The following is a 20,255-nucleotide window of genomic DNA, read 5'->3' as shown; positions in this document are numbered from 1 at the left end:
GCGGGGCGTTTTTGTTTTCCATAATTCCCCGCTTATCTTCGTTCTCAATCGACATTCACAATTCTTATAATAAATGAAGAAGCCTTTCCTGCTGTTAAGCATTTTAAGTGGTATCATCCTATGGCTATCCTGGCCAACCATGCCGCTTACGCCACTTATTTTCATTGCATTTACTCCTTTGTTGTATATCAGTGAAAAGGTGCAGCACCGCTGGAAATATTTCGGCCTGGTTTACCTGGCTTTCCTGGTGTGGAATGTGGCTACTACGTGGTGGGTGGGCAATACTACCCTCCCCATGAGCGGTGTATTTGCCAACTGCTTCAACGCATTATTGATGAGTGTTCCCTGGCTGGCTTTTAAAAATTCCCGGAAGAGATTGCCCGAACGGGTGGCTTACTTCGCGCTGATTACCTATTGGTTAACCTTCGAATATATTCACCAAACCTGGGAGTTCAGCTGGCCCTGGCTAGTATTGGGTCACGCTTTTGCACTGCGCCCGGGATGGATACAATGGTATGAATATACCGGCACCAGTGGTGGTACTTTATGGGTGATGCTGGCTAACATCGTGATTTACAATATATGGAAACGTATGCGCCTATACGACTTTTCCTGGAAACAGGTATTACGCAATGAAAGCTGGAAGCCGGCACTGATCATCGGCATTCCGTTAGTGCTGTCGGCCTTTATCCAGCCTCCAACAGATAATCCTGCCAGGAAAACCGATGTAGTGGTGGTGCAGCCCAATATAGACCCCTATGATGAAAAGTTCAGCTCCGGATCGGCGATGGAGCAACTGGAAAAATTAATCCGCCTCAGCAAGGAAAAAGCGGATAGCAATACCCGTTATATCATCTGGCCGGAAACAGCCCTATTTCCGCAGGGAGCCTGGGAGCACGACCTGAACTATCAGCCTGAGATTCAGGCTATCCGGGAAATGCTGCATCAATACCCCAAAGCGAAGCTGATCAGTGGCGCCGCTACACTGAAACGTTACAACAGCACGGAGGAAATACCCTCCACTGCCAGAACATTAAATGATGGGAGCCGCTGGGATGCCTATAACAGCGCACTGCAGGTAGATACCTCCAGGTTTGTACAGATCTATCATAAATATGAGCTGGTACCTGGCGCCGAACTGGTGCCTTACGTGGGCTACCTCTCCTTTATGCAAAGCGTGGCGCTCGATTTCGGCGGTATTACCGGTAGTTATGGCCGTATGCCGGGCGTGGAAATGTTTACCAACCCGGCAGACAGCATCAACGTTTTCCCGGTCATCTGTTATGAGTCTGTATTCAGCAATTATATGGCCACCCATATTAAACCCGGTGCTAATCTGTTAGTCATTATCACCAACGACGGATGGTGGGGCAATACAGAGGGGCATCGCCAGCATCTGCAATATGCCAGGATCCGGGCTATTGAAACCCGGCGCTGGATTGCGCGCTGCGCCAACACCGGTATCTCTGCCGTAGTAGATCCGGCGGGCAATATTCATCAGCCACAGTCCTACTGGCAGGAAAGTGTTTTTAAGGCTACTGTAACACCAGAGACGGTAACTACGTTCTATGTAAAAAATGGAGACCTGGTGTCGAATGCCGCATTAATATTTTGTATCTTGTTACTTGTACATGCTTTTATTTCACGATTTATTCCCGGTTTAAGACATGCGGAAGGCAATCAATAACGGAAACATCACCTGGCTTGATGAGGGCGAAGGTGCAACGGTAGTGCTTTTACACGGATTTTCAGAAAATGCGGAGATTTGGTCTGCTCAAACTGAGCAGCTCAAAAATAAATACCGGGTTATTATTCCTGACTTGCCAGGAACAGCAGCATCACCTGTCACAACGCCACTGACCATGGAGTCGATGGCTGATTACGTGTATGCCATCCTGTTAGCCGAAAATATCCGGGAAGCGGTAGTCATTGGCCACTCTATGGGAGGCTACGTGGCATTGGCACTGGCAGAGAAACACCCCCGGATGCTGAAAGGACTGGGCCTATTTCACTCTACCGCCAAAGCTGATAGTGAAGAGAAAAAAGAAGGGCGGCGCAAATCCATTAAACTGATGGAACAGTACGGCGCTGAAACATTTATACGGCAAACCCTTCCGAATATGTTCAGTCCCACTACCAAAAGCGCACATCCTGAATGGGTGGATGCCTACGTTAAAATGGGAATGAGCTGTGAATTACCGGCATTAGTGGCTTACTACGAGGCCATGGCGCTACGGCCCGACAGAACAGCCGTATTACAACAAATAACCGCGCCCGTGCTGTTCATCATCGGTAAAGACGATAACGCAGTGCCCTTAGAGAACGTGTTGCCGCAGATTACTTTACCTCATCTCAGCAGCATACATATCTTTGAACACGTAGGCCATATGGGTATGTGGGAAGTGGCCGCCGAAAGCAATGTGATATTGGAACAATTTATTGCCTTTTGTCAACTATAATCATATAAATCCCTGGTTGTGAAAAAGCTATTTGTCTTCCTGCTATGCATGGCGGGCGCCTTGATGGCGCAAGCCAGCCATATTATAGGGGGACAGGTATACTATAAGTTTGTATCGCAGAGTGGCAACCAGGTTACTTACTCTGTTACGCTGAAATTATACAGGGTATGTACCACGGGGCCACGGATCGCTAAAATGCCCGATGCCGTATACCTCAGCGTCTTCGATAAAGGTAACAATGGCTGGGTATCAGACAACCTGATCAAACGCACTGCCTTTGAAGAAAAAACACTGGGACAAATAGATCCCTGTATTGTAAACCCGCCCGTCATTTGTTACCAGATAGGTACTTACACTACCTCCATCACTGTACCTGTAAATACACAGGGATATATTGTGTCGTTCCAAAGCTGTTGCCGTGATCCGTTTATGCAGAATATTGTGGCAGAACCTATCCCCAACAGCCCGGATGTAGGTACCGGCGCTACTTACTATACGGAAATTCCTGGCAGCATTACAGGCGCCATCAATAATTCGAGTCCCACCTTTAATAAAGAAGAAGCCACGCTGGTATGTTCCGAGAAAAAATTCACTTACGATTTCTCCGCGTCTGACATAGACAAAGATTCTCTCGTATACGAGTTTTGTGATGCTTATAAAGGCGGTAAGCTGACCGGTGAAGATAATATTCCTCCCGCAGCGGCCGCTCCCCCTTATTCCTTTGTATCCTATATATCTCCCTATAGCGGCAGCAGCCCCCTGGGGCCTAATGTAACCATCAATTCCAAAACCGGTATCATTTCAGGTATTGCTCCTGCCGCCGGAAAATATGTAGTGACTGTATGCGTACATGAATACCGTAACGGTATTAAGATCGGTACTCTCCGTAAAGACTTTCATATCAACGTTACCACTTGCGTGAAGCAGGTAACGGCGGCCATGCCGGAAAAATATGCTGATTGCTCCAGCCTCACGGTTACCTTTCTCAACAACAGTACCCTGGGGAAGCCTTATTCCTGGGATTTTGGAGATGGCACCACGCTGAATACCACCAGCGCCGATCCTTTTACACATACCTATGCCAAAGAAGGTGTGTATACCGTAAAACTGTATGTGGATAAAACCAGTAACTGCGGCGATAGCGCCACTGCTATCGTATATGCCTACCCGGTATTTAAGCCACAGTTTTCCGTTGCCGGTCTTTGTACCAATAAAGAAACGAAGTTCAATTCCAGCGCCACCCGGTCCGATGCAGGAAAGATCAGTTACTATAAGTGGGAGTTTGGCAATGGAGACACGTCGAATCTGCCCAATCCTTCCTATCTCTATAAAACTCCCGGCGACTACGAGATTAAATTATATGCGCGTAACGAAAAGGGATGCGAACAAACTATTAAAGATACCATTACGATATACGACAAACCGCCATTCAATGCCACCGCCGACACCCTGCTTTGTGCAAAAGACAGCCTGCATATGTGGGCTACCAGCAGTGTGGCTGGCCAGTTTGCCTGGACACCGGATAATTACTTTATTCTCCGGCCCAATACGCCCAACCCCATTGTATTTCCGCCCCGCACCTACACCTACAAGGTCACTTTTACGGATACACAAGGATGTGTAAATGACAAAGATATACTGGTAGAAGTGAAAGATACCCTGCGGTTACACACCACTACCGATAGCACCGTATGTACCAACGACGAAGTGCATTTGACGGCAGTGGCGGATGGGCCTTATGCTTTCCGCTGGACCGACCTGGCCACGCGGCAGGTGGTGTCTACCAACTCCGATGCCCTGGTTACCCCCACGCCTCCGCGGCACAAATACGAGGTAATGGTATCGTTAGGTAAATGTCATACAGCCGATACCGTGAGTCTGAAAGTGGTAGATCCACCGCAGGCTACCGCCGCTCCCGACACTACCGTTTGCTTTGGCATTCCGCTAACACTGCGGGCTGGCGGCGGCGCCTATTATAAATGGGCTCCGGCTTACTATGTGGATAAGCCCAGCTCCCAGGTTACATTGGCACATCCCGTTGATACTACGTGGTTTACGGTAACGGTAACGGACACACTGGGATGCCCAAAAGAGGTGACAGCTGCCGTGCAGGTAAACGTAGTACCTAAGGTACAGGCGTTTGCCGGAAATGATACCATTATAATGCTGAATACGCCGTTCCAACTCAACGCCAGTGGCGGGGTGCGCTACGCCTGGACGCCTCCGGATGGGCTCAACAATCCTAATATTTACAACCCCGTAACTACCTACAACCATGATATTACCTATACCGTTACCGCCTATACGCAGGAAGGCTGCTCGGGTAGCGACAATATCTTCGTGCGCTTTATCAAAGGGCCGGATATTTATATACCTAATGCCTTCTCTCCCAATGGTGATGGTTTAAACGATATCTTCCGCCCTTTACCAGTAGGGATTGTAGAAATAGAATTCTTCCGGGTATTTGACCGCTGGGGCAAACTAATGTACACCACTACCACCTACATGAAAGGTTGGGACGGTACGGTAAATGGCCAGAAAGCCGGTATAGGCACCTACGTATGGGTGATACAGGGAAAGGATGTTAACAACAACACCGTACAGCGCAAAGGCACCGTTACACTGGTAAGATAAAGTTGCCCGGATTGAACAGGATCTGCTCTTTTTTTGTTAAATTCAGAGAGCAGTATCCACCATCATGAAGAGAGCATTTTTCCTGGTATTGAGCTGCTGTTTGTTCCCTATTCTCGCAGCTGGATATCATATCATCGGTGGCGAAATTTATTATAAAACATTAGGACTGAACGGAGATAAAACGCGCTACCGTTATCTCATCACTCTGAAGTTGTATCGCGACGCAGATTTTACCTGCGGCGACCGACAAGGTTGTATCGACAGATTTGAAAACCCCGTCACTGCTAACGTATTTACTTACAACGGTTCCAAAGTTTTATCTTCCGTATATCTTTACATTGAACATACCCGACCACTGATAGATACGCTGAAAAACCCCTGCCTGGCGCCACAGGCCCAACACCTGGAAGTGGCTTTTTATACGGCGGAAATTGAACTGGCGCCTGTTGCGGGTGGCTATTACGTAGCTTCCCAGCGTTGCTGCCGCGGTGAAAAACTCAGCAACATCTATGATTCAGAACATGAAGGTTCCACTTACTACACCACTATTCCCGGTACAGAATCCAGGCCTAACAACAACAGCGCCTATTTCAATAAAGATACTTCCATCGTTATCTGTAACGCGCTCCCTTTTTCGTTGGATTATGCGGCTTATGATGAAGACGGCGACAGCCTGACCTATAATCTTTGTAACGCATTAACAGATGGCTCCAGTACCAACGAAAGTAATTCTACCACACCACCTCCTTACAATACCACTGTTCGTTATATACCTCCCTATTCGGGTAGTAACCCGATGGGAGGGAGCCCGGGAATTTCCATATCTTCCGGAGGATTGATTACCTGCACGCCCAATCTGCCGGGAAAATATGTAGTAACGGTATGCGTAAATGAATATGACCGGATCACCAAACAATTCCTGGGCACGCATAGCAAGGATATACTATTGACCGTGTTTGACTGTCAGACAAAAATTATTGCCAGCTTTCCACCGGTGTTAAATAACTGTACAGAAGATCCTGCGTTACACGTACCTATCAGCAATTCCAGTAATGCCGGTTTTACCTCTACCTACTACTGGACTTTTGGGGATGGAACAGATACCCTCACCGACAGCAAAACCATGTTCTATCATCAATACCCTGATACAGGCGTATACAAGGTAAAGCTGGTGGTGAACCCAGGGTTGGCGTGTACCGATAGCATGCAGGGCGAAGTAAACAATTATCCCGGGCTGGTAGCGGGATTTACGAGTACCGGTTTATGCCGGGGCGACCCTATTGCATTTAATGATACGTCTTCCTACCGCTATGGCCATATTACCAGCCACATCTGGGATTTTGGCGTGTCGGACAGCAGCGTTACTCCTGGCAGCCAACGATCCCTTACGCATACCTTTACTAAAGGTGACGTGTATACGATTTCGTTGACGTTGCTGACGGATAAAAACTGCCAGAAAACGGTGACCAAAAACCTGCGTATATACGAGGTAAATCCCTTTGCAGGACATGATACCATCCTGGCCAGGGGGCAGCCTTTGGAAATGCAGGGCAGCGGGGGCGACTTCTATTCCTGGAGCCCCTCCGACGGCTTAAGCGATCCGCTCATTGCCCGGCCGGTACTCAATTACAACCGCGACATTGTGTTTAAGCTGCGTGTTTCCAATGAACAGGGATGTTTCGGCTACGCTACCGTAAGTGTAAAATATTATACCGGTCCCGAAATATATATCCCAAATGCCTTTACGCCCAATGGAGATGGGCAGAACGACCGTTTTCGCTTTATCCCCGTGGGGATCACCGAATATAAATTCTTCCGTATTTACAACCGCTGGGGGGTGGAAATTTATTCCTCCACTGATTTCCGCGCCGGATGGGATGGTACTTACAAAGGCATGCCGGCTCCTGTAGACACTTATATCTGGATATTACAGGGTACCGACTACACCGGTAAAGTGATACAGAAAAAAGGAACGGTGACGCTGATCCGCTGATCCTTAGTAAATTGCACAAAAAACTGACGTCTCATGGGTATTGTTCTTATCACCGGCGCTACTGCTGGTTTTGGCCAGGCATGTGCTACTACGTATGCTGCTAAAGGCTATGATGTAATTATTACGGGTCGCCGTAAAGAGAGACTGGAAGCATTTAAGACACAGTTGACACAGGAATTTGGCGTGAATGTGCTGGCCCTGAATTTTGATGTGAGGGTGGAACAGGAGGTAAATGAAGTGCTGGGAAATATCCCGGAAGAATGGAGGAAAATAGATATCCTGGTGAATAATGCAGGCCTCGCCGCAGGCTTAAATACCATTGACGAAGGCAGTACTTCCGACTGGGATGCCATGATAGATACCAACGTAAAAGGATTGCTGTATGTATCCAGGGCTGTAATTCCCTGGATGCGCGCCCGTACCACCGGCCATATTATCAACATTGGTTCTACGGCAGCCAAGCTGGTATATGCCAGGGGCAATGTGTATTGCGCCACCAAAGCGGCAGTAGATGCTATTTCCCAGGGTATGCGTATCGACCTCCTGCCCTATCGTATAAAGGTGACCGCTGTTCATCCTGGTGCGGCAGAAACCGAGTTTTCCCTGGTAAGATTTAAAGGAGATGAAGAAAAGGCGAAAGATGTATACAAAGGATTTATTCCGCTCAGCGCCCAGGATGTGGCAGACGTGGTATTTTATTGCACATCGCTTCCTCCGCATGTTTGTATTAACGACCTGGTAGTGACGCCATTACAACAAGCCAACGCTTACTACATCGATAAAAAATAACACATAGATGTGATTTCAATACATAGAGATAGTTTTTATATTTGGAAACATTTATATATTTTTTGTTCATACACTATCCATGTGACAAAAAATCTATGCTGATGCGACTAAACTAACTGAACTATCCTAAACTTGAAACCATATCCCTATGCTTACATTTATTACTATGTACTTGCTACGCCTGTACTATCCGAGATGGAAAGAAGGATGGCGTTTTTACTTTGGCAACACGAGGAAGGGCAATTACGGCCGATGGGCAGCTTCTCATAAAGAATGGCCTGGACAACAAGGCTTTTCTTTGGGGTACAACTGAGAACATTTTTTGCAAATGGGATATAGTTATGACGTAACTATATCCCATTTGCGTTTTTAGCTACCATGGTAGCCTCAATCTATGTTCAGCCGGGTCACCACCACCTGGCTTCCATGCACTTCTCTTCTTTTATACGCTACCAGGGCTTTATGGTCTTTTACCGCGCCCACCACCGGGAAATTGGCATAACTGCTGTCGGTTGTTAACATGCCTGCCAACATTGTTTTTCCATCCGCCGCTTTATATTGAAATCCTACCCGGCTATTGAAATCGTTTTTCCATTTCACCGGTTCATCCCATACCACCAGGATATCGTCGTTTACCGTAGTCATTTGAGGATGCTTGGCCATGGGCGCTTTGCTCAGCGGCTCCTTTTGCGTATAGGTATTGCCGTTATCTAAGGAACGGCAATAAAAGGCGCCTTGTCCCCCTCCCATGGTAAACCAGGCAAAATGCAATCCCTGGCTGTTGGCAGTTAGTGTAGGGCCGGTATGCGGACACCCATTCACTACCCAGTTATCTGCACTAATGCGCACAGGGGCAGAAAAAGACTGCCCGCCATCCGTGGATACCTGGTGTACCATGTCCCGGATAGAATCGTTGATAATGTCGCGGTACGCCACATGTACATGGCCATTGCCGGCTACATACAACTTAGTTCGGCAGCACTGGCATACCGTAGCCGCGATCGGTTTTGCCTGCCCAAACCCGCTATATCCATGGGTAACCGCAAAGTAAAGCGTAGAGCCTTCTGCGTTAGTCTGTTTACGGTTATCCAACCAGATAGCAGCCGCCTCGCCACCAGGCAATAAGGCCATATCAAAATAGCGTTGATCATACCCCGCCGTATCAGTAACCAGCGGCACGGCAGGTTGCCAATGCTTACCGCCATCGAATGACTGGGTATACATCACTTTACCTGCATATTTATTACGCGGATCATTGGCTTCTACACCAAAGAGCGCCATCACGGTACCATCGGGCTTAAACAATATCTTTGGTAAATTTTCATCATGCGGGAATACGCCCGCACTCGCAGTAACTGCCACCGGCGCAGAAAACGTATAACCGTTATCGTTAGAAACAGCATAAAACATCAGGCCGTTTTCAGTGCTGTCATCTTTCTCTACCCAACTCACCACCGGATGTCCATTTCCATCCTGTGTAATAAACGGGCACGAAGCTGCCTTTCCTGCATGTGACAATACCAGCGTATGATCCGGCTCCACCTGCCCCTGGTGGCAGGAAAACATCAACCCTATTATCAATCCAGCTGCAACTTTTTTCATCTTACTATTATTTTCCGGTAAATGTATAAGCAACTCCAAACGTAAATGTCTGACGCGGCCCTATCCGATAAGTTTTACCATAAGCCGATTTTTCCGCTGTGGTAGCATATAACTGATCGCCTATATTCATGCAATTGAGCCAACATTCAAATCTTTTAAAGGCATAGCCCATACGTGCATTGAATAAATCGTACCCGTTATATACCGATGTATTGGCAGCATCCATATAATACTTACTGATATGCTGCCATTCGGCGCCTATCCTGAAACCTTTTATCAAGGCAGGCTTCCAGGTAATTTCTGTATTCGTGATCCATTTGGGTGCACCATTCATTTGGTTGTTGGTGTATATCTTGCTGCCGTCGCTATATGCTTTGAAAATATGCACGGCATAAGTACCGCTGCTCCTGATAAACAGGCTGGGCAACGGTGTATACTTTACATTCCATTCTATGCCACTATGCGTAGTGGCGCCGGTATTACGGTTTTCGTACACGCCATCCGCATTTCTCACGCTCACAATTTCGTTGGTGCCATTCATCCGGTAAACGCTGAGGTCTGCATATCCCTTTTGCTGCGCAAACCCTAACCAACCACCGGCTTCATAGTTCTGATAAGTAGCCGGTTTCAGCACCGGAACCTTTACGCCAGTATAGAGCTCTGAAATATTAGGCGGTGCAAATCCCACGCTGTAGTTGGCATACAATCCACGTTGATGGCCCAGATTGTAAGTGAGTCCTACCTTTGGCGTGAAAGCATTGAAATTATTCCGCTCACTGGGAGCGCCTGTATAAGCAGAAGGTGTAAGGTGATTTTCAAAATTATAATCCATCCGGTCGTAACGCAGGGCGGCTACTATGCGCATCCGCTCCATCGGCGAAAACTCAAACTGTGTATATACAGCGCTGTTCAGTAACCCTACATGGTAATCTGTTAAAACGGAATCGGTGGCGCGGTAACTGGCATAATAACCAGCCGCGTCTTTAGTAATATCTATGTAACTGGCCAGGTAAGTGGCAGGGCTGTAATCCGCACTCACACCAGCAATCAGGGCGGCGTCTTTCCAGGCAAATTGCTTCTTATGTTGTACAATCAGTCCATAGCTGTTAAACCCATCACTGTTAATTTGTCCATTGGCCTTGAGGGTACCACGGATATCTTTAATGGCATAAAATGGGTTTTGCCCGATGGTATTATTTCTGAAGAAGACAGTAAAATTGGTATGACTGCTGCTGTTCCATTCATGCTCCAAAGTACTGCGTACCCGTAGGGCTTTTACTTCCCGGTATGTAAAAGTCTGGAAATTACGATAGTCTTTGGCAAAGAAGTGGGCACTGTCAAGCCCGCCGGTTTGATCTGTTTTATAGTTGATCAGGGTAGCAGCATTGGTCCATTTATTCTTTTCATTGATTTGGTAATCTACTTTTGCGGTCAGCGACAACTTGTGAAAATCGCTGTGATCCATATAACCATTGGTTTGATTGGCGTAGTAACCGCTCACTGAAAAGCCAATTTTTTTAACGGTATTGGATACACTGAAATCGGTTCGCTTATAGCCCCAGTTACTGCCTTCCAATTGTACTTTAGCAGTAGGCACCAGCGTGGGAGAAGCGGTAATAAAATTGACAGCGCCGCCTACAGCTTCGCTCCCATATAAAGAGGATGCTGGCCCACGGATCACTTCAATATTTTTCACAGCGGCCATATTGATTTCGATCAGGGCATTGTGGTTAAAATCACCGATGGTTCTGATGGGAATTCCATCTTCCAGGTACAGAAAAAGGCTCTTATAACCAATAGGCTGGCGGATAGCCATGGTGTGCTGTTCGTTGCCCAGGTCTACCATATACACGCCACTTACTTTATTCAGCACCTGGTCTATGGTAACTGCTTTGGTTTCATTTAGTGTTTGCGGAGAAAGGGTGCTGATGGCCACCGGCGCTTCTGTACGCCGTTGCTTATCGCGGGAAGAAGATACGATAATCTCGTTCAGGTTGGTAGCGCCCTGTTGCAGGTAAATAACCGGCATTGCCGCTATCTCTTTTGCGGCTATTTTCCGGGAGAGATAACCTGTGTAAGATATTTCTACAGAATCAATGCCGGCCACGGTGATTTCAAATTTACCTGCAGCATTAGTACTGCATCCTGCTGCTGCATGCAGCCATCTTATATTCACGCCGGGCAGTGCTTCTTTGGTTTGGGCATCGGCCACACGTCCATGCAATTGCTGTGCATAACTGCTATAGGCAGCTATACACGCAATGATGAGTAAACAACATTGTTTCATGTATAAATCGTTGACTGTTCGCCATAGGCGAACAGGGTTAGTCAGGTAGTATAAAGGAATATCAGGCTACTACTGACTGTGGCGGATGGAAGATGGAAATAGCGAAGGTATCGAGGTAGGGGTCTTTATAAAAAGGAGCAAAAGTAATATCGTTCTTAGGGGTGGAGGGAGCGAAGGCATGAATGGTTTCTACAAACATCACTTCATATTTATCTTTCCCGGTATTATTATTCTTTTCCTGCTGGGCGTCTCTGTCCAGTTCTTTTTTCAGATGACAGCGCCCATTACAATGCATTTGGGGTTTATTCCTGTTTTCGCACAGCTCTTTTGCGATAAAAGCCTGGTTCACCTGGAACTGCACTACGATAAGGCTCTTGCTGAAATTTTGCAGCAACAGCCCCAGGAAAATGCATATCATCGGGAACCATTTCACGCCGCAAACCTAGTAAATAATTACCAATCGGGCATTCATTATAACGGATTTATAGTTAGATAATCGTGCATTATTATCTATCTATAAATCCGTTATGTGTAAGTATTTGTATTTCCTATTGGGATAAAATAAACCGGAAGGTTAAGCCGCCGCTGGTGCTGGTAATTGGGTAGGCCGTGGAGATAACCGGGATCGTTTGTCGCCGGTCATAGAAGAACCGCAGGTTGAGCCTGTTGTTCACCACATAGTCGATCGATGGCGAAATGCCAATGACCTTCTGGCCACTGGTGGGTATCGACAAGTCAGCATCCAGCCTGTTATTAGCTGTTTTATCATCCCTGAAGCTCAAGTCCAACCGGAAGTTCATATCATTCTGCGCTTTCTTGCCACCATTCTTACTGAAAGAGAATGGCAGCTGTACCCCTCTGACCCGGTAGCCGGCACCGATAATAATTTCGCTGGATCTTACTTCTGTCAGCTGATAATCAATGAGACTAAGGCTGAGGGAGCGGCTTTTCCTGTATTCTACCCTGGCGTTAAAGCTATTTACAAAAGTGAGATCTATTCCCAGCAATGGTGCAAACGCCTCTGTGATGGTGAGGTTAGGCACCAGGAAATAAGGATAGTAGTTACCAGATACGGTGTCGCGGAATGCCGGGAACCCTGCCAGTCTTGGATCTTCAAAATACATGGAAGTATTATAGGAATTCATACTGAGCGTTCCGGTATAAGCATGTCTTAACGTGAAGTTGGTCAGGAAGGAACGGAAAGGTTCCAGCTTGGTTAATCCGTTGTAAGTAACATTCCAGTTTGGTTTGGGTATATAGTTACTGAAAGGATTACTTTTCACGTTATCGTTACCCTGTTTGAGCAGGGATACCTTGTCGGGCGTAGTACCGGTGTAAGCCGCCAGGAATGCTGGTATCAACACATCCTGTGCATACCGGGTATAACCGTAGGCATAGGTAGGATCTTTAGGATCGCCAGCCGGTATGCCCGGATCTTTATTGTATGGGTTGATAGCACCCAGTCTTTTTGAAATCGTATTACGATAAGCTTCAAAATTGCGGAAAGTTTGTGATACGCCATCTGAGGCGTTAATGTGCCCAAACATCGTTTTAATGGCGATGTAGGTAATTTCAAAACCACCGGCATCGTAAGGACTCAGGTGCTGGAAGTTGGACGGATCGGTCAGGTTCTTGAATAATTCCGTATGCGTTTTGGTAAACGACTTGGTCATATTAAGGTCGATACGCAGATCGTTGACCGGCTCCAGCTGGGCCTGCAGGTCCCAACGTTGGGTAAACTGTTGCTGTGCCTGAATATTAAACAGGGTATCGGGTGTGATCAATCCTTTTTTCGCAAAATTATCCAACCACTTCCTATCAGGCTGATAACCAAATACGAAATTGAGTCCCGGCGCCATAGTAGCCCAGTTCATACCTATTATCTTGGTACTGTCTATATATCCTGGTAAACGTGTACCGGCATTTTCGTTATAGTTAAATCCAACCCGCTTCAGCATCATCAGTGGTTTCAGTATGCCTTTCACCCATGGAGATATCTCATTGGAAGCAGTCTGGTTCTGGCTTTGCTGTTGCTGGTTGTTGTTATTCTTATTCTGGTTATTGTTGCTGTTACTATTGCTTTGTGGATTCCTTGCATTTATCTTCCGCAGGAACTTGGACTTATTATATAACTCTACGAATTTGAATTCGGCTGTCAGTGTTTTCTGCTGGGAGTTTTCGATAGCATTACCCAGGTACAATGCCAGCTGGGAAGCGCCTGTCCATCTATATTCTGTGCTGTATCCAAATGCGATGTTCGTCCAGCTGAGGGCCGGGAATTTGGAAGTAGGCAATGTATAGGTGAAGTTGGCGTTGTGCATATAGTTGGTATTACGCCCTCCTTTGAAGAAGTTTCTACGCACGGTATCTTTCTTCGCTGCATTGTCGAGACGGCCGTTTGGCTCATCTATACGCGCATTGTTCACCGCATTGAACTCGAAGTTGATACTACGTGTAATGTCCCATTTCACTGTATAGTAGCGGTCAAACGTAAAGTACTTATTATACGTTTCGGGGAGTTGATACTTCACATCTCCGCCTACGTTACGGACACGGGTAGCGCCAAACTGCCGGGAAATATCGGCCCTGAAGCTCAGTATTGCCGGTACATAGTTGATATTGAAATCGCGGATCAGGTCCAGCCAATGTGATTTACTTTTGATCAATTTTTTAAACGGCTCCAGGTAATGTGGCTGACCGGCAAAGTTGTATCCCAATCCTCCGCGATGTTTGGTAAGCAGGTCATTTTTGATCAGCGGGTTATGCCGAAGTATCTGCGAGAAGGAATAGCTGATATCGAAGTTTTCTATATCCCACAGGTGCCGTTTACCACCGCCTCCGAGGTTTAGCTTCCGGACGTTGGTAAAGTTCAGACTCTTAATGGAGGTAAAGTCCTGCGCATCACGCCGGATAGAATCCTTCTCCGCCCGGTTCCTTGCCAGGGCCAGCTTATCTTTCAATTTTATATCCAGATCGTAAGGGTCATATTCAGGGTTGCTGGCAGATTGGGAGTAACCTGCATATACCGGTATAGAAATACCCATTTTCTTCGGTAACAATTTACCCAGGTCCAGGTTGGCTGCTGCATCATATTGCAGGAAGTTATCCCTGAAACGTTCATTGACGCGTTGGTCGATATTTCCAAAACCGGCGGTGTGCATATTACCGGATACCGAAATAGTACCCAGGTCGGATAGCTGTACATCTACCCTTGCCAATGCCGCATAACCACCTTTTTCGTCAAAGTCAGAAAGGCGTAGCTCATCCAGCCAGATTTCGCCTCCATGAGGTTGTCCGTCATCTTTAGGGTTCTGGATACCTATCATCATAGTGCGGGCATCTCCCAGGCTTGGGTTACCCACTACCTGCATAAAGTTGCCGTACTGGTCAGCTACGGGGGTTTGCGGATACGGCAATAGCGGCGAACAGGAGTCGCACATGTTCCGTTTTTGTTTCAGGGCGCTGAGCTGCGACATGACCAGCTCCACATTATTACGGTCCGGCCAGATATCCACAGCTGTTTTCGCACTCCAGTCAGTTACTTTCAGCGGAATACGGTATTCATAGTAGTTACTTACAAAGTCGCTACCTATACGGATTACAGCCTGCAGCTGTCCATCCTTCAAGGCGGTAGCAGCACCAACTGCCTCAGCATGGATATACATCTCCATCTTTTTATACTGACGCAGATCCATATTCAGGGTTTTATACAGTGCGCGGGTTTCACCGTCTTTCAGGTTAGCTACCTGTACGGATAATGACTGCTCATTCAGTTGCAGGGTGGTATTGTTGGTACTGATGGTATTCTGTCTTACTACTCCCGGTGGCAGCACATATGGAATAGGTGTGCGGGAAGAGTTTTCTTCAATATTCACCGCGGAAGTATTAAACGTGGTAGCATTATCTAATGGAATAGGATCTCCCGGGCGCAACTCATACATATAACGGCGCCATTGGTTCCTTACCAGTTCCAGTTTGGCAAAGCGTACTACCACCGAATCGGTAAAGCCGGTGAGGAACATACGCATGAAGCGGATGGATTTAAAATCGGGAATATTACCCACTTTGGCGTTGAACTGATTCAGTGGCACTTTAAACTGGTACCAGGTTTCTGTTGTTTTTTGGTTATTGGGCAATGTTACATCTGCCTCAATCTTATCCACAACATAGTTGGTACCCACCTGCATATTAGGTTTCAGATCTACCCGATACTGGAAATATTCCTCTGTTTCATTCATGGTATTATCCTTATTCAGGTCTTCTGATTCAGGAATATTGGTGGCAGCAGAAGAAAAAGTATTTTTCGGATCGGATACCGGGGAGTTGCCTTCCGGGTTGCTATATGCTTTATAGCGTTCGAGGATAGGCATACCATTATAAGATGGATCGCGATAATGTTTATAGTCGTCATTGGCAGGATCTTTCAGGGCCTGGTTATATACCGGGCTTCCTCCATAGTTCATTCTCATGGTATCCATATAGCCTTTATAAAAGGCTGCTTCATCCTGTGATTTCAAACCATCATATCCGACGTCCTGGTAGGCGCGGACATTTGGATCATTGTCGAATGCCTGGGTGATCTGTTGCTGGAACTTAGGCAACCGGCCCCAGTTCGACGAATCGATCTTGTTAGGATCCGTATTGGGGTTAGGCATCCCGTTCTCAAAGAATTTCTTGGAATCTTTGAGGATATCTTCCGATACGTTGCCCAGGTTGAAGTACAAGGAGCCACCGGTGCTGTTAGGCTGTTTGATAAACGGATCCTGTATCCAGAATTCGATGTATTCTATATTCGCTGTTTCAAAGTCGCTGTTGTCAATGGCTCTCATGATACCGCCCCACCTGGTTTGTGGTCTTGCCAGAAATCCATCGCGGTTCATCATCACCGGGTTGCTGGTAAAGTTGTACGGGCCTCTTTCTGTAGGATAATAGGCCAGGTCGAGGGTACTTAACTGGCTTTGGCCAAAGTCGGTAGACCTGTTCTTAAATACTTCCTTCTGGTATACCAACCTAACCCGTGGATCGGATTGGCCATCAATCGTAATACCGGGGGGGAGGTTAGGTGATTTAGGCAACTGGAGAGTAGGTTCTATAATATACCAGGCCAGTTTTGCCCTGTTTTTTCCATATTCCAGCACATTATTTAATGCTGCTTCCGGGAACATTTCGCGGCCGGAGGCATCGGTAGCGCCTTTCGGTGTGGATGCCAGTGCCCAGCTGGTAGCAGGGAACTTCAGGTCGTAGCCACTTTTCACTCCTTCAAAATCGTCTATGTAAGCAGTACCCTGCTTGCTACCGGGTGCATTAATTAACTTGCTATGCCCGGGAAACAGTCGGGCTACCTCACCGGTGAATAAGATGTTGGATGGGGTGGTGCTCTTATAATTGGGTAGCTTATCCAGGAAGCGGTTCAGCCCTTTCCATTCAGAGGCGTAGTTCGCATCCAGGCCTACCATGGTGTTTTTGATTGGGTCTTCCCCATAGTTTACCTTTTGGTAATAGGGTCTTTCGCTCATCCTTACTACCGTACCACCTATGCTTAACTTATCATTCACCATATAATCGAGCCGGGTACCGAAATAGTTTCGGACCTGCTGCCCAAACAAGGCATTGTTTTCAAACTGTACATTGATAGGTACGCCGGAGTTGAGGATACCGCCGTTGATGATTTTAAGCCTGCCCAGGTTATAGTCGATAATATAATCCACGTTCTCCCGGAGTTGCTGGCCGCCAGCGGTTACCGTAACGGAACCCGGCGGGATGGTAGTCCCGGCGCCCAGGTTGATTTCCGAAGAGGAAGCCGATTTATAGGATCCCCGGATCACATACCGGTTTAATTGCGGGAACTGTTGCGCCACCACCTTGATGGAGTCGTAGAGTACATTATACAGGTATTGCTTTTCCAGGCTGGCGTCTCCGCCGAAGGCTTTTTTCAATCCACCGGCAAAGGGTTCCAGCGTGGGGAACATGATCTTCCCATTCAGGGAATTAATCGTATATCCTTCCACGTAATCGAACACTCCGTCGGGCTGTGGATCCAGCTGGTTGTTGAGGCGGTCGAGTCCGAGGATGGTAATGATAGGTGCGCCGGCAAAATCACCTTTGGCATCGGGAATATATCGTTTATCGCTGGGCGGACGGCCTTCTGCACCTGGGTCTTTATAATATACGTCCATGCGGAAGTCTTCCTTATTTACCTGGAAGGCGCCGGTCGCGTAGATATTTTTCATCATCAGGTCCCAGATAGGCAGGGTGGGCCGGGCGGAAGTAGCTTTCAGCAATTTGAGGAACAATATCGGCTGGTTGGCGCTATTGTTCTGATCCGGGGGTACATCCTGTGAAAACTCACCCACCTGGTATACCCGTCCGTTGTAGGTATATTGGTAGGCCACCGCCAGTATTTCATCTGGCAATAATTGCTGATTAAGGGAGATGAAACCCAGTTGTTTGTTATAGGTGTATTCAGTAGAATCGAGTTTTCGGGCAAATGTTTTTTCAAATTCTGATACGGGTTGCAGCCCCAGGGCCAGTAACCGGCTAACAACCGTTCCTGTATTGCGACTGGCCGGGTCTCTGATCAGGTTAGCGTACAGGTCGTTGGTTCCCCTGTCTGGCAATTTAGAAGAAGTCAGGGGTTTGACGGCTGTTTTGTTATATGGATTATACTCTGCCAGGTCCATCAAGCCCACCACATCACGGGTTTGAGTGGTAGCCCCGGTTTTGTTGGTTACCCAAACTTCCAGGCGGGTAATGTTGGTCAGCGACCGTATTACCGGCAGGTTGGACATTGCATAGTTAAAGGTATCCCGGAAGAACTGTGCTAAAAGGAAGTGGCGGTTATCTTCGTACTCATCGGCTCTCAGGTTATAATCCTGTACCTGGGTGCCGCCTTTGAGCATCAGGTTTTGTTTCTGCGACTTCTGGTTAGAGAGCACGCTCGTTACCGTTAACCGTCCGAACTGTAATTGGGTTTTCACCCCAAACAGCGATTGGATGCCGGAAATGAGGGTACTGCGAAGGGGGAAGCTTACGTTACCCGCTTCTATTTTCTTGATGATTTCATCGTTATAACCGGTGTATTCGAGCTTTACCTGGTTTTCAAAGTCGAACTGCGACTGGGTATTGTAGTTGGTAATCAATTTGAGCTTATCGCCTATTTTACCTACCACGTTCATATTGATACCCATATCAAAATTGAATCCGCCGTTTTTCCGGGCTTGTTCAACCAGTACGGGGTTTTTGATATTTTGTCCCTGGTAGCCGAAGGTAAGGTCCAGGCTTCCCTGGGGGCGGATATCCACTTTACTGCCACCAAAGATGCGGTCAAAGAGGTTGTTGCCATTATACAGGGCAGGTCCATTGCTGCGTTGGTTCAGGTTACCCAGGGCGCTGGCTCTCTTCTGCCAGTAATCCTGTTCGCTTTGTTTAGCCTGCAGCTTATAGAATTCGTCGAAACTCATGTAGGTAGGGTTACGATAGTATTGGCTACCTACTTTTTCGGTAACAGTATACTGTTTGGTAACCGGGTCGTATTCTACCGTTTTGTTGATGTTAGCGGGATCTTTCAGGTCAATAGCGTTCCTTGACCCCTGATCCGTTATGTTGGGGCCTCGTCTGTCCTGAAGGGGGTATTTCAAGGTATCTCTCTTTCCGGTAGTATCGATTTTGGTTTGACCTGTAATGGTGGTATCCGGCTTCCAGCTCTTTCTCGATAATTTCAGATTCCCAGAACGATCCCTAGCGGCAGTATCAACAATGATAAAGGATACAATTGCTATTACGGCAAAAGCACCATAGAATGTTTTTCTTGCCAAGAAAAATAGGTTTTATAGAGGATTTCATTTATAAATTATAAACTTTTCAGGGCTTTCTTGATTAGCTCTTCCAAGTTTTGCAATAGTGGCTCATTCTTCATCACTTTCTGAATTGCCGATTCGGCCATGCCCCGGGCTATTCCCAGAGTTATCAGAGCATTTAACGCATCTTCCTGCATTGTATTGTTTACGCCAACAGATAAATGTACGCCGGCGTCTTTGTGTTTCGCGATCTTATCCTTTAATTCCAGGATAATTCTTTTGGCTGTTTTTGCACCGATTCCTTTCACACTTTCCAGCATCCGCTCATTTTCCATCATGATAGCCCTTTGTATATCTTCTGGTTGCAGGGAAGATAACATCATACGGGCAGTACTGGCTCCTACACCTGAAACACTGATCAGCAACAGAAACAGGCTTCTTTCTGCCTCTTCAAAAAAGCCATACAGGGTATGTGCGTCTTCTTTAATCTGCAGGAAGGTTAACAGTTTACAGCTTTCCATTCCCTGAATCCGGGAATAGGTATTGAGGCTGATCTGTACTTCATAACCGATTCCATTCACATCCATATGAACCAAAGCGGGTGACTTATAGGCTAATTTTCCATTCAGATAAGCTATCATACCAGGTAAAGGTTCAGTAATTTAATTAAACTTTTGGAAATTGATTAATAATGT

Annotated in this window: 10 protein-coding genes; 5 read left to right on the top strand and 5 right to left on the bottom strand. The window is 46.9% G+C overall.

What is annotated here, in order from left to right; all coding sequences use genetic code 11:
* Positions 1 to 73: 73 nt before the first annotated feature.
* The 5 genes from lnt to HGH90_RS13315 all read left to right on the top strand — a co-directional run bounded on the left by lnt (position 74) and on the right by HGH90_RS13315 (position 7,875).
* Positions 74 to 1,687: an apolipoprotein N-acyltransferase gene (gene lnt / locus HGH90_RS13335; protein ID WP_169191303.1), complete on the top strand. Its 1,614-nt coding sequence runs from the start codon at positions 74 to 76 to the stop codon at positions 1,685 to 1,687.
* A complete protein-coding gene (locus HGH90_RS13330) occupies positions 1,668 to 2,459 on the top strand; it encodes an alpha/beta fold hydrolase (RefSeq protein ID WP_169191302.1) in 792 nt (263 codons plus the stop codon). Before lnt ends, HGH90_RS13330 begins: the two co-directional genes overlap by 20 nt.
* A gap of 18 nt (positions 2,460 to 2,477) precedes the next feature.
* Positions 2,478 to 5,093 carry a gliding motility-associated C-terminal domain-containing protein gene (locus HGH90_RS32115; RefSeq protein WP_169191301.1) on the top strand — a complete coding sequence of 872 codons (2,616 nt, stop codon included), beginning with the start codon at positions 2,478 to 2,480 and terminating at the stop codon, positions 5,091 to 5,093.
* A gap of 64 nt (positions 5,094 to 5,157) precedes the next feature.
* Complete coding sequence (locus HGH90_RS13320) at positions 5,158 to 7,086, top strand: gliding motility-associated C-terminal domain-containing protein (protein WP_169191300.1); 1,929 nt, start codon at positions 5,158 to 5,160, stop codon at positions 7,084 to 7,086.
* 33 nt (positions 7,087 to 7,119) lie between these two features.
* Entirely contained in the window at positions 7,120 to 7,875 is a 756-nt protein-coding gene (locus HGH90_RS13315; RefSeq protein ID WP_168761902.1) for an SDR family NAD(P)-dependent oxidoreductase, read from the top strand.
* A 387-nt stretch (positions 7,876 to 8,262) separates the two neighbouring features.
* Here HGH90_RS13315 and HGH90_RS13310 read toward each other — a convergent pair whose 3' ends face one another.
* From HGH90_RS13310 to ruvA, 5 genes are all read right to left on the bottom strand, one after another.
* On the bottom strand, positions 8,263 to 9,477 hold the full coding sequence (locus HGH90_RS13310) for a sialidase family protein (RefSeq protein WP_169191299.1): 1,215 nt from the start codon (positions 9,475 to 9,477) through the stop codon (positions 8,263 to 8,265).
* A 7-nt stretch (positions 9,478 to 9,484) separates the two neighbouring features.
* Positions 9,485 to 11,764, bottom strand: coding sequence for a TonB-dependent receptor (locus tag HGH90_RS13305; RefSeq protein ID WP_169191298.1), 2,280 nt, complete (start codon positions 11,762 to 11,764; stop codon positions 9,485 to 9,487).
* Positions 11,765 to 11,825: 61 nt separating this feature from the next.
* Positions 11,826 to 12,182, bottom strand: a complete 357-nt coding sequence (locus tag HGH90_RS13300; RefSeq protein ID WP_169191297.1) for a hypothetical protein — start codon at positions 12,180 to 12,182, stop codon at positions 11,826 to 11,828.
* Between the two features lie 130 nt (positions 12,183 to 12,312).
* Positions 12,313 to 19,578: a cell surface protein SprA gene (gene sprA / locus HGH90_RS13295; RefSeq protein ID WP_169191296.1), complete on the bottom strand. Its 7,266-nt coding sequence runs from the start codon at positions 19,576 to 19,578 to the stop codon at positions 12,313 to 12,315.
* Between the two features lie 35 nt (positions 19,579 to 19,613).
* Positions 19,614 to 20,201, bottom strand: coding sequence for a Holliday junction branch migration protein RuvA (gene ruvA, locus HGH90_RS13290; RefSeq protein WP_145664681.1), 588 nt, complete (start codon positions 20,199 to 20,201; stop codon positions 19,614 to 19,616).
* Positions 20,202 to 20,255 lie beyond the last annotated feature (54 nt).

Source organism: Chitinophaga sp. Ak27 (genome assembly GCF_012726295.1).
GTDB lineage: Bacteria > Bacteroidota > Bacteroidia > Chitinophagales > Chitinophagaceae > Chitinophaga.
Note: the sequence above shows the minus strand (reverse complement) of the source record. Positions and strands in the feature narration are given on the sequence as shown.

Bases quoted from the DNA above. Each gene is read 5' to 3' on its own strand.
- HGH90_RS13330 (WP_169191302.1), top strand. From the start codon at position 1,668: ATGCGGAAGGCAATCAATAACGGAAACATCACCTGGCTTGATGAGGGC.
- ruvA (WP_145664681.1), bottom strand. From the start codon at position 20,201: ATGATAGCTTATCTGAATGGAAAATTAGCCTATAAGTCACCCGCTTTG.
- lnt (WP_169191303.1), top strand. From the start codon at position 74: ATGAAGAAGCCTTTCCTGCTGTTAAGCATTTTAAGTGGTATCATCCTA.
- HGH90_RS13310 (WP_169191299.1), bottom strand. From the start codon at position 9,477: ATGAAAAAAGTTGCAGCTGGATTGATAATAGGGTTGATGTTTTCCTGC.
- HGH90_RS13320 (WP_169191300.1), top strand. From the start codon at position 5,158: ATGAAGAGAGCATTTTTCCTGGTATTGAGCTGCTGTTTGTTCCCTATT.
- HGH90_RS13315 (WP_168761902.1), top strand. From the start codon at position 7,120: ATGGGTATTGTTCTTATCACCGGCGCTACTGCTGGTTTTGGCCAGGCA.
- HGH90_RS13305 (WP_169191298.1), bottom strand. From the start codon at position 11,764: ATGAAACAATGTTGTTTACTCATCATTGCGTGTATAGCTGCCTATAGC.
- HGH90_RS13300 (WP_169191297.1), bottom strand. From the start codon at position 12,182: ATGATATGCATTTTCCTGGGGCTGTTGCTGCAAAATTTCAGCAAGAGC.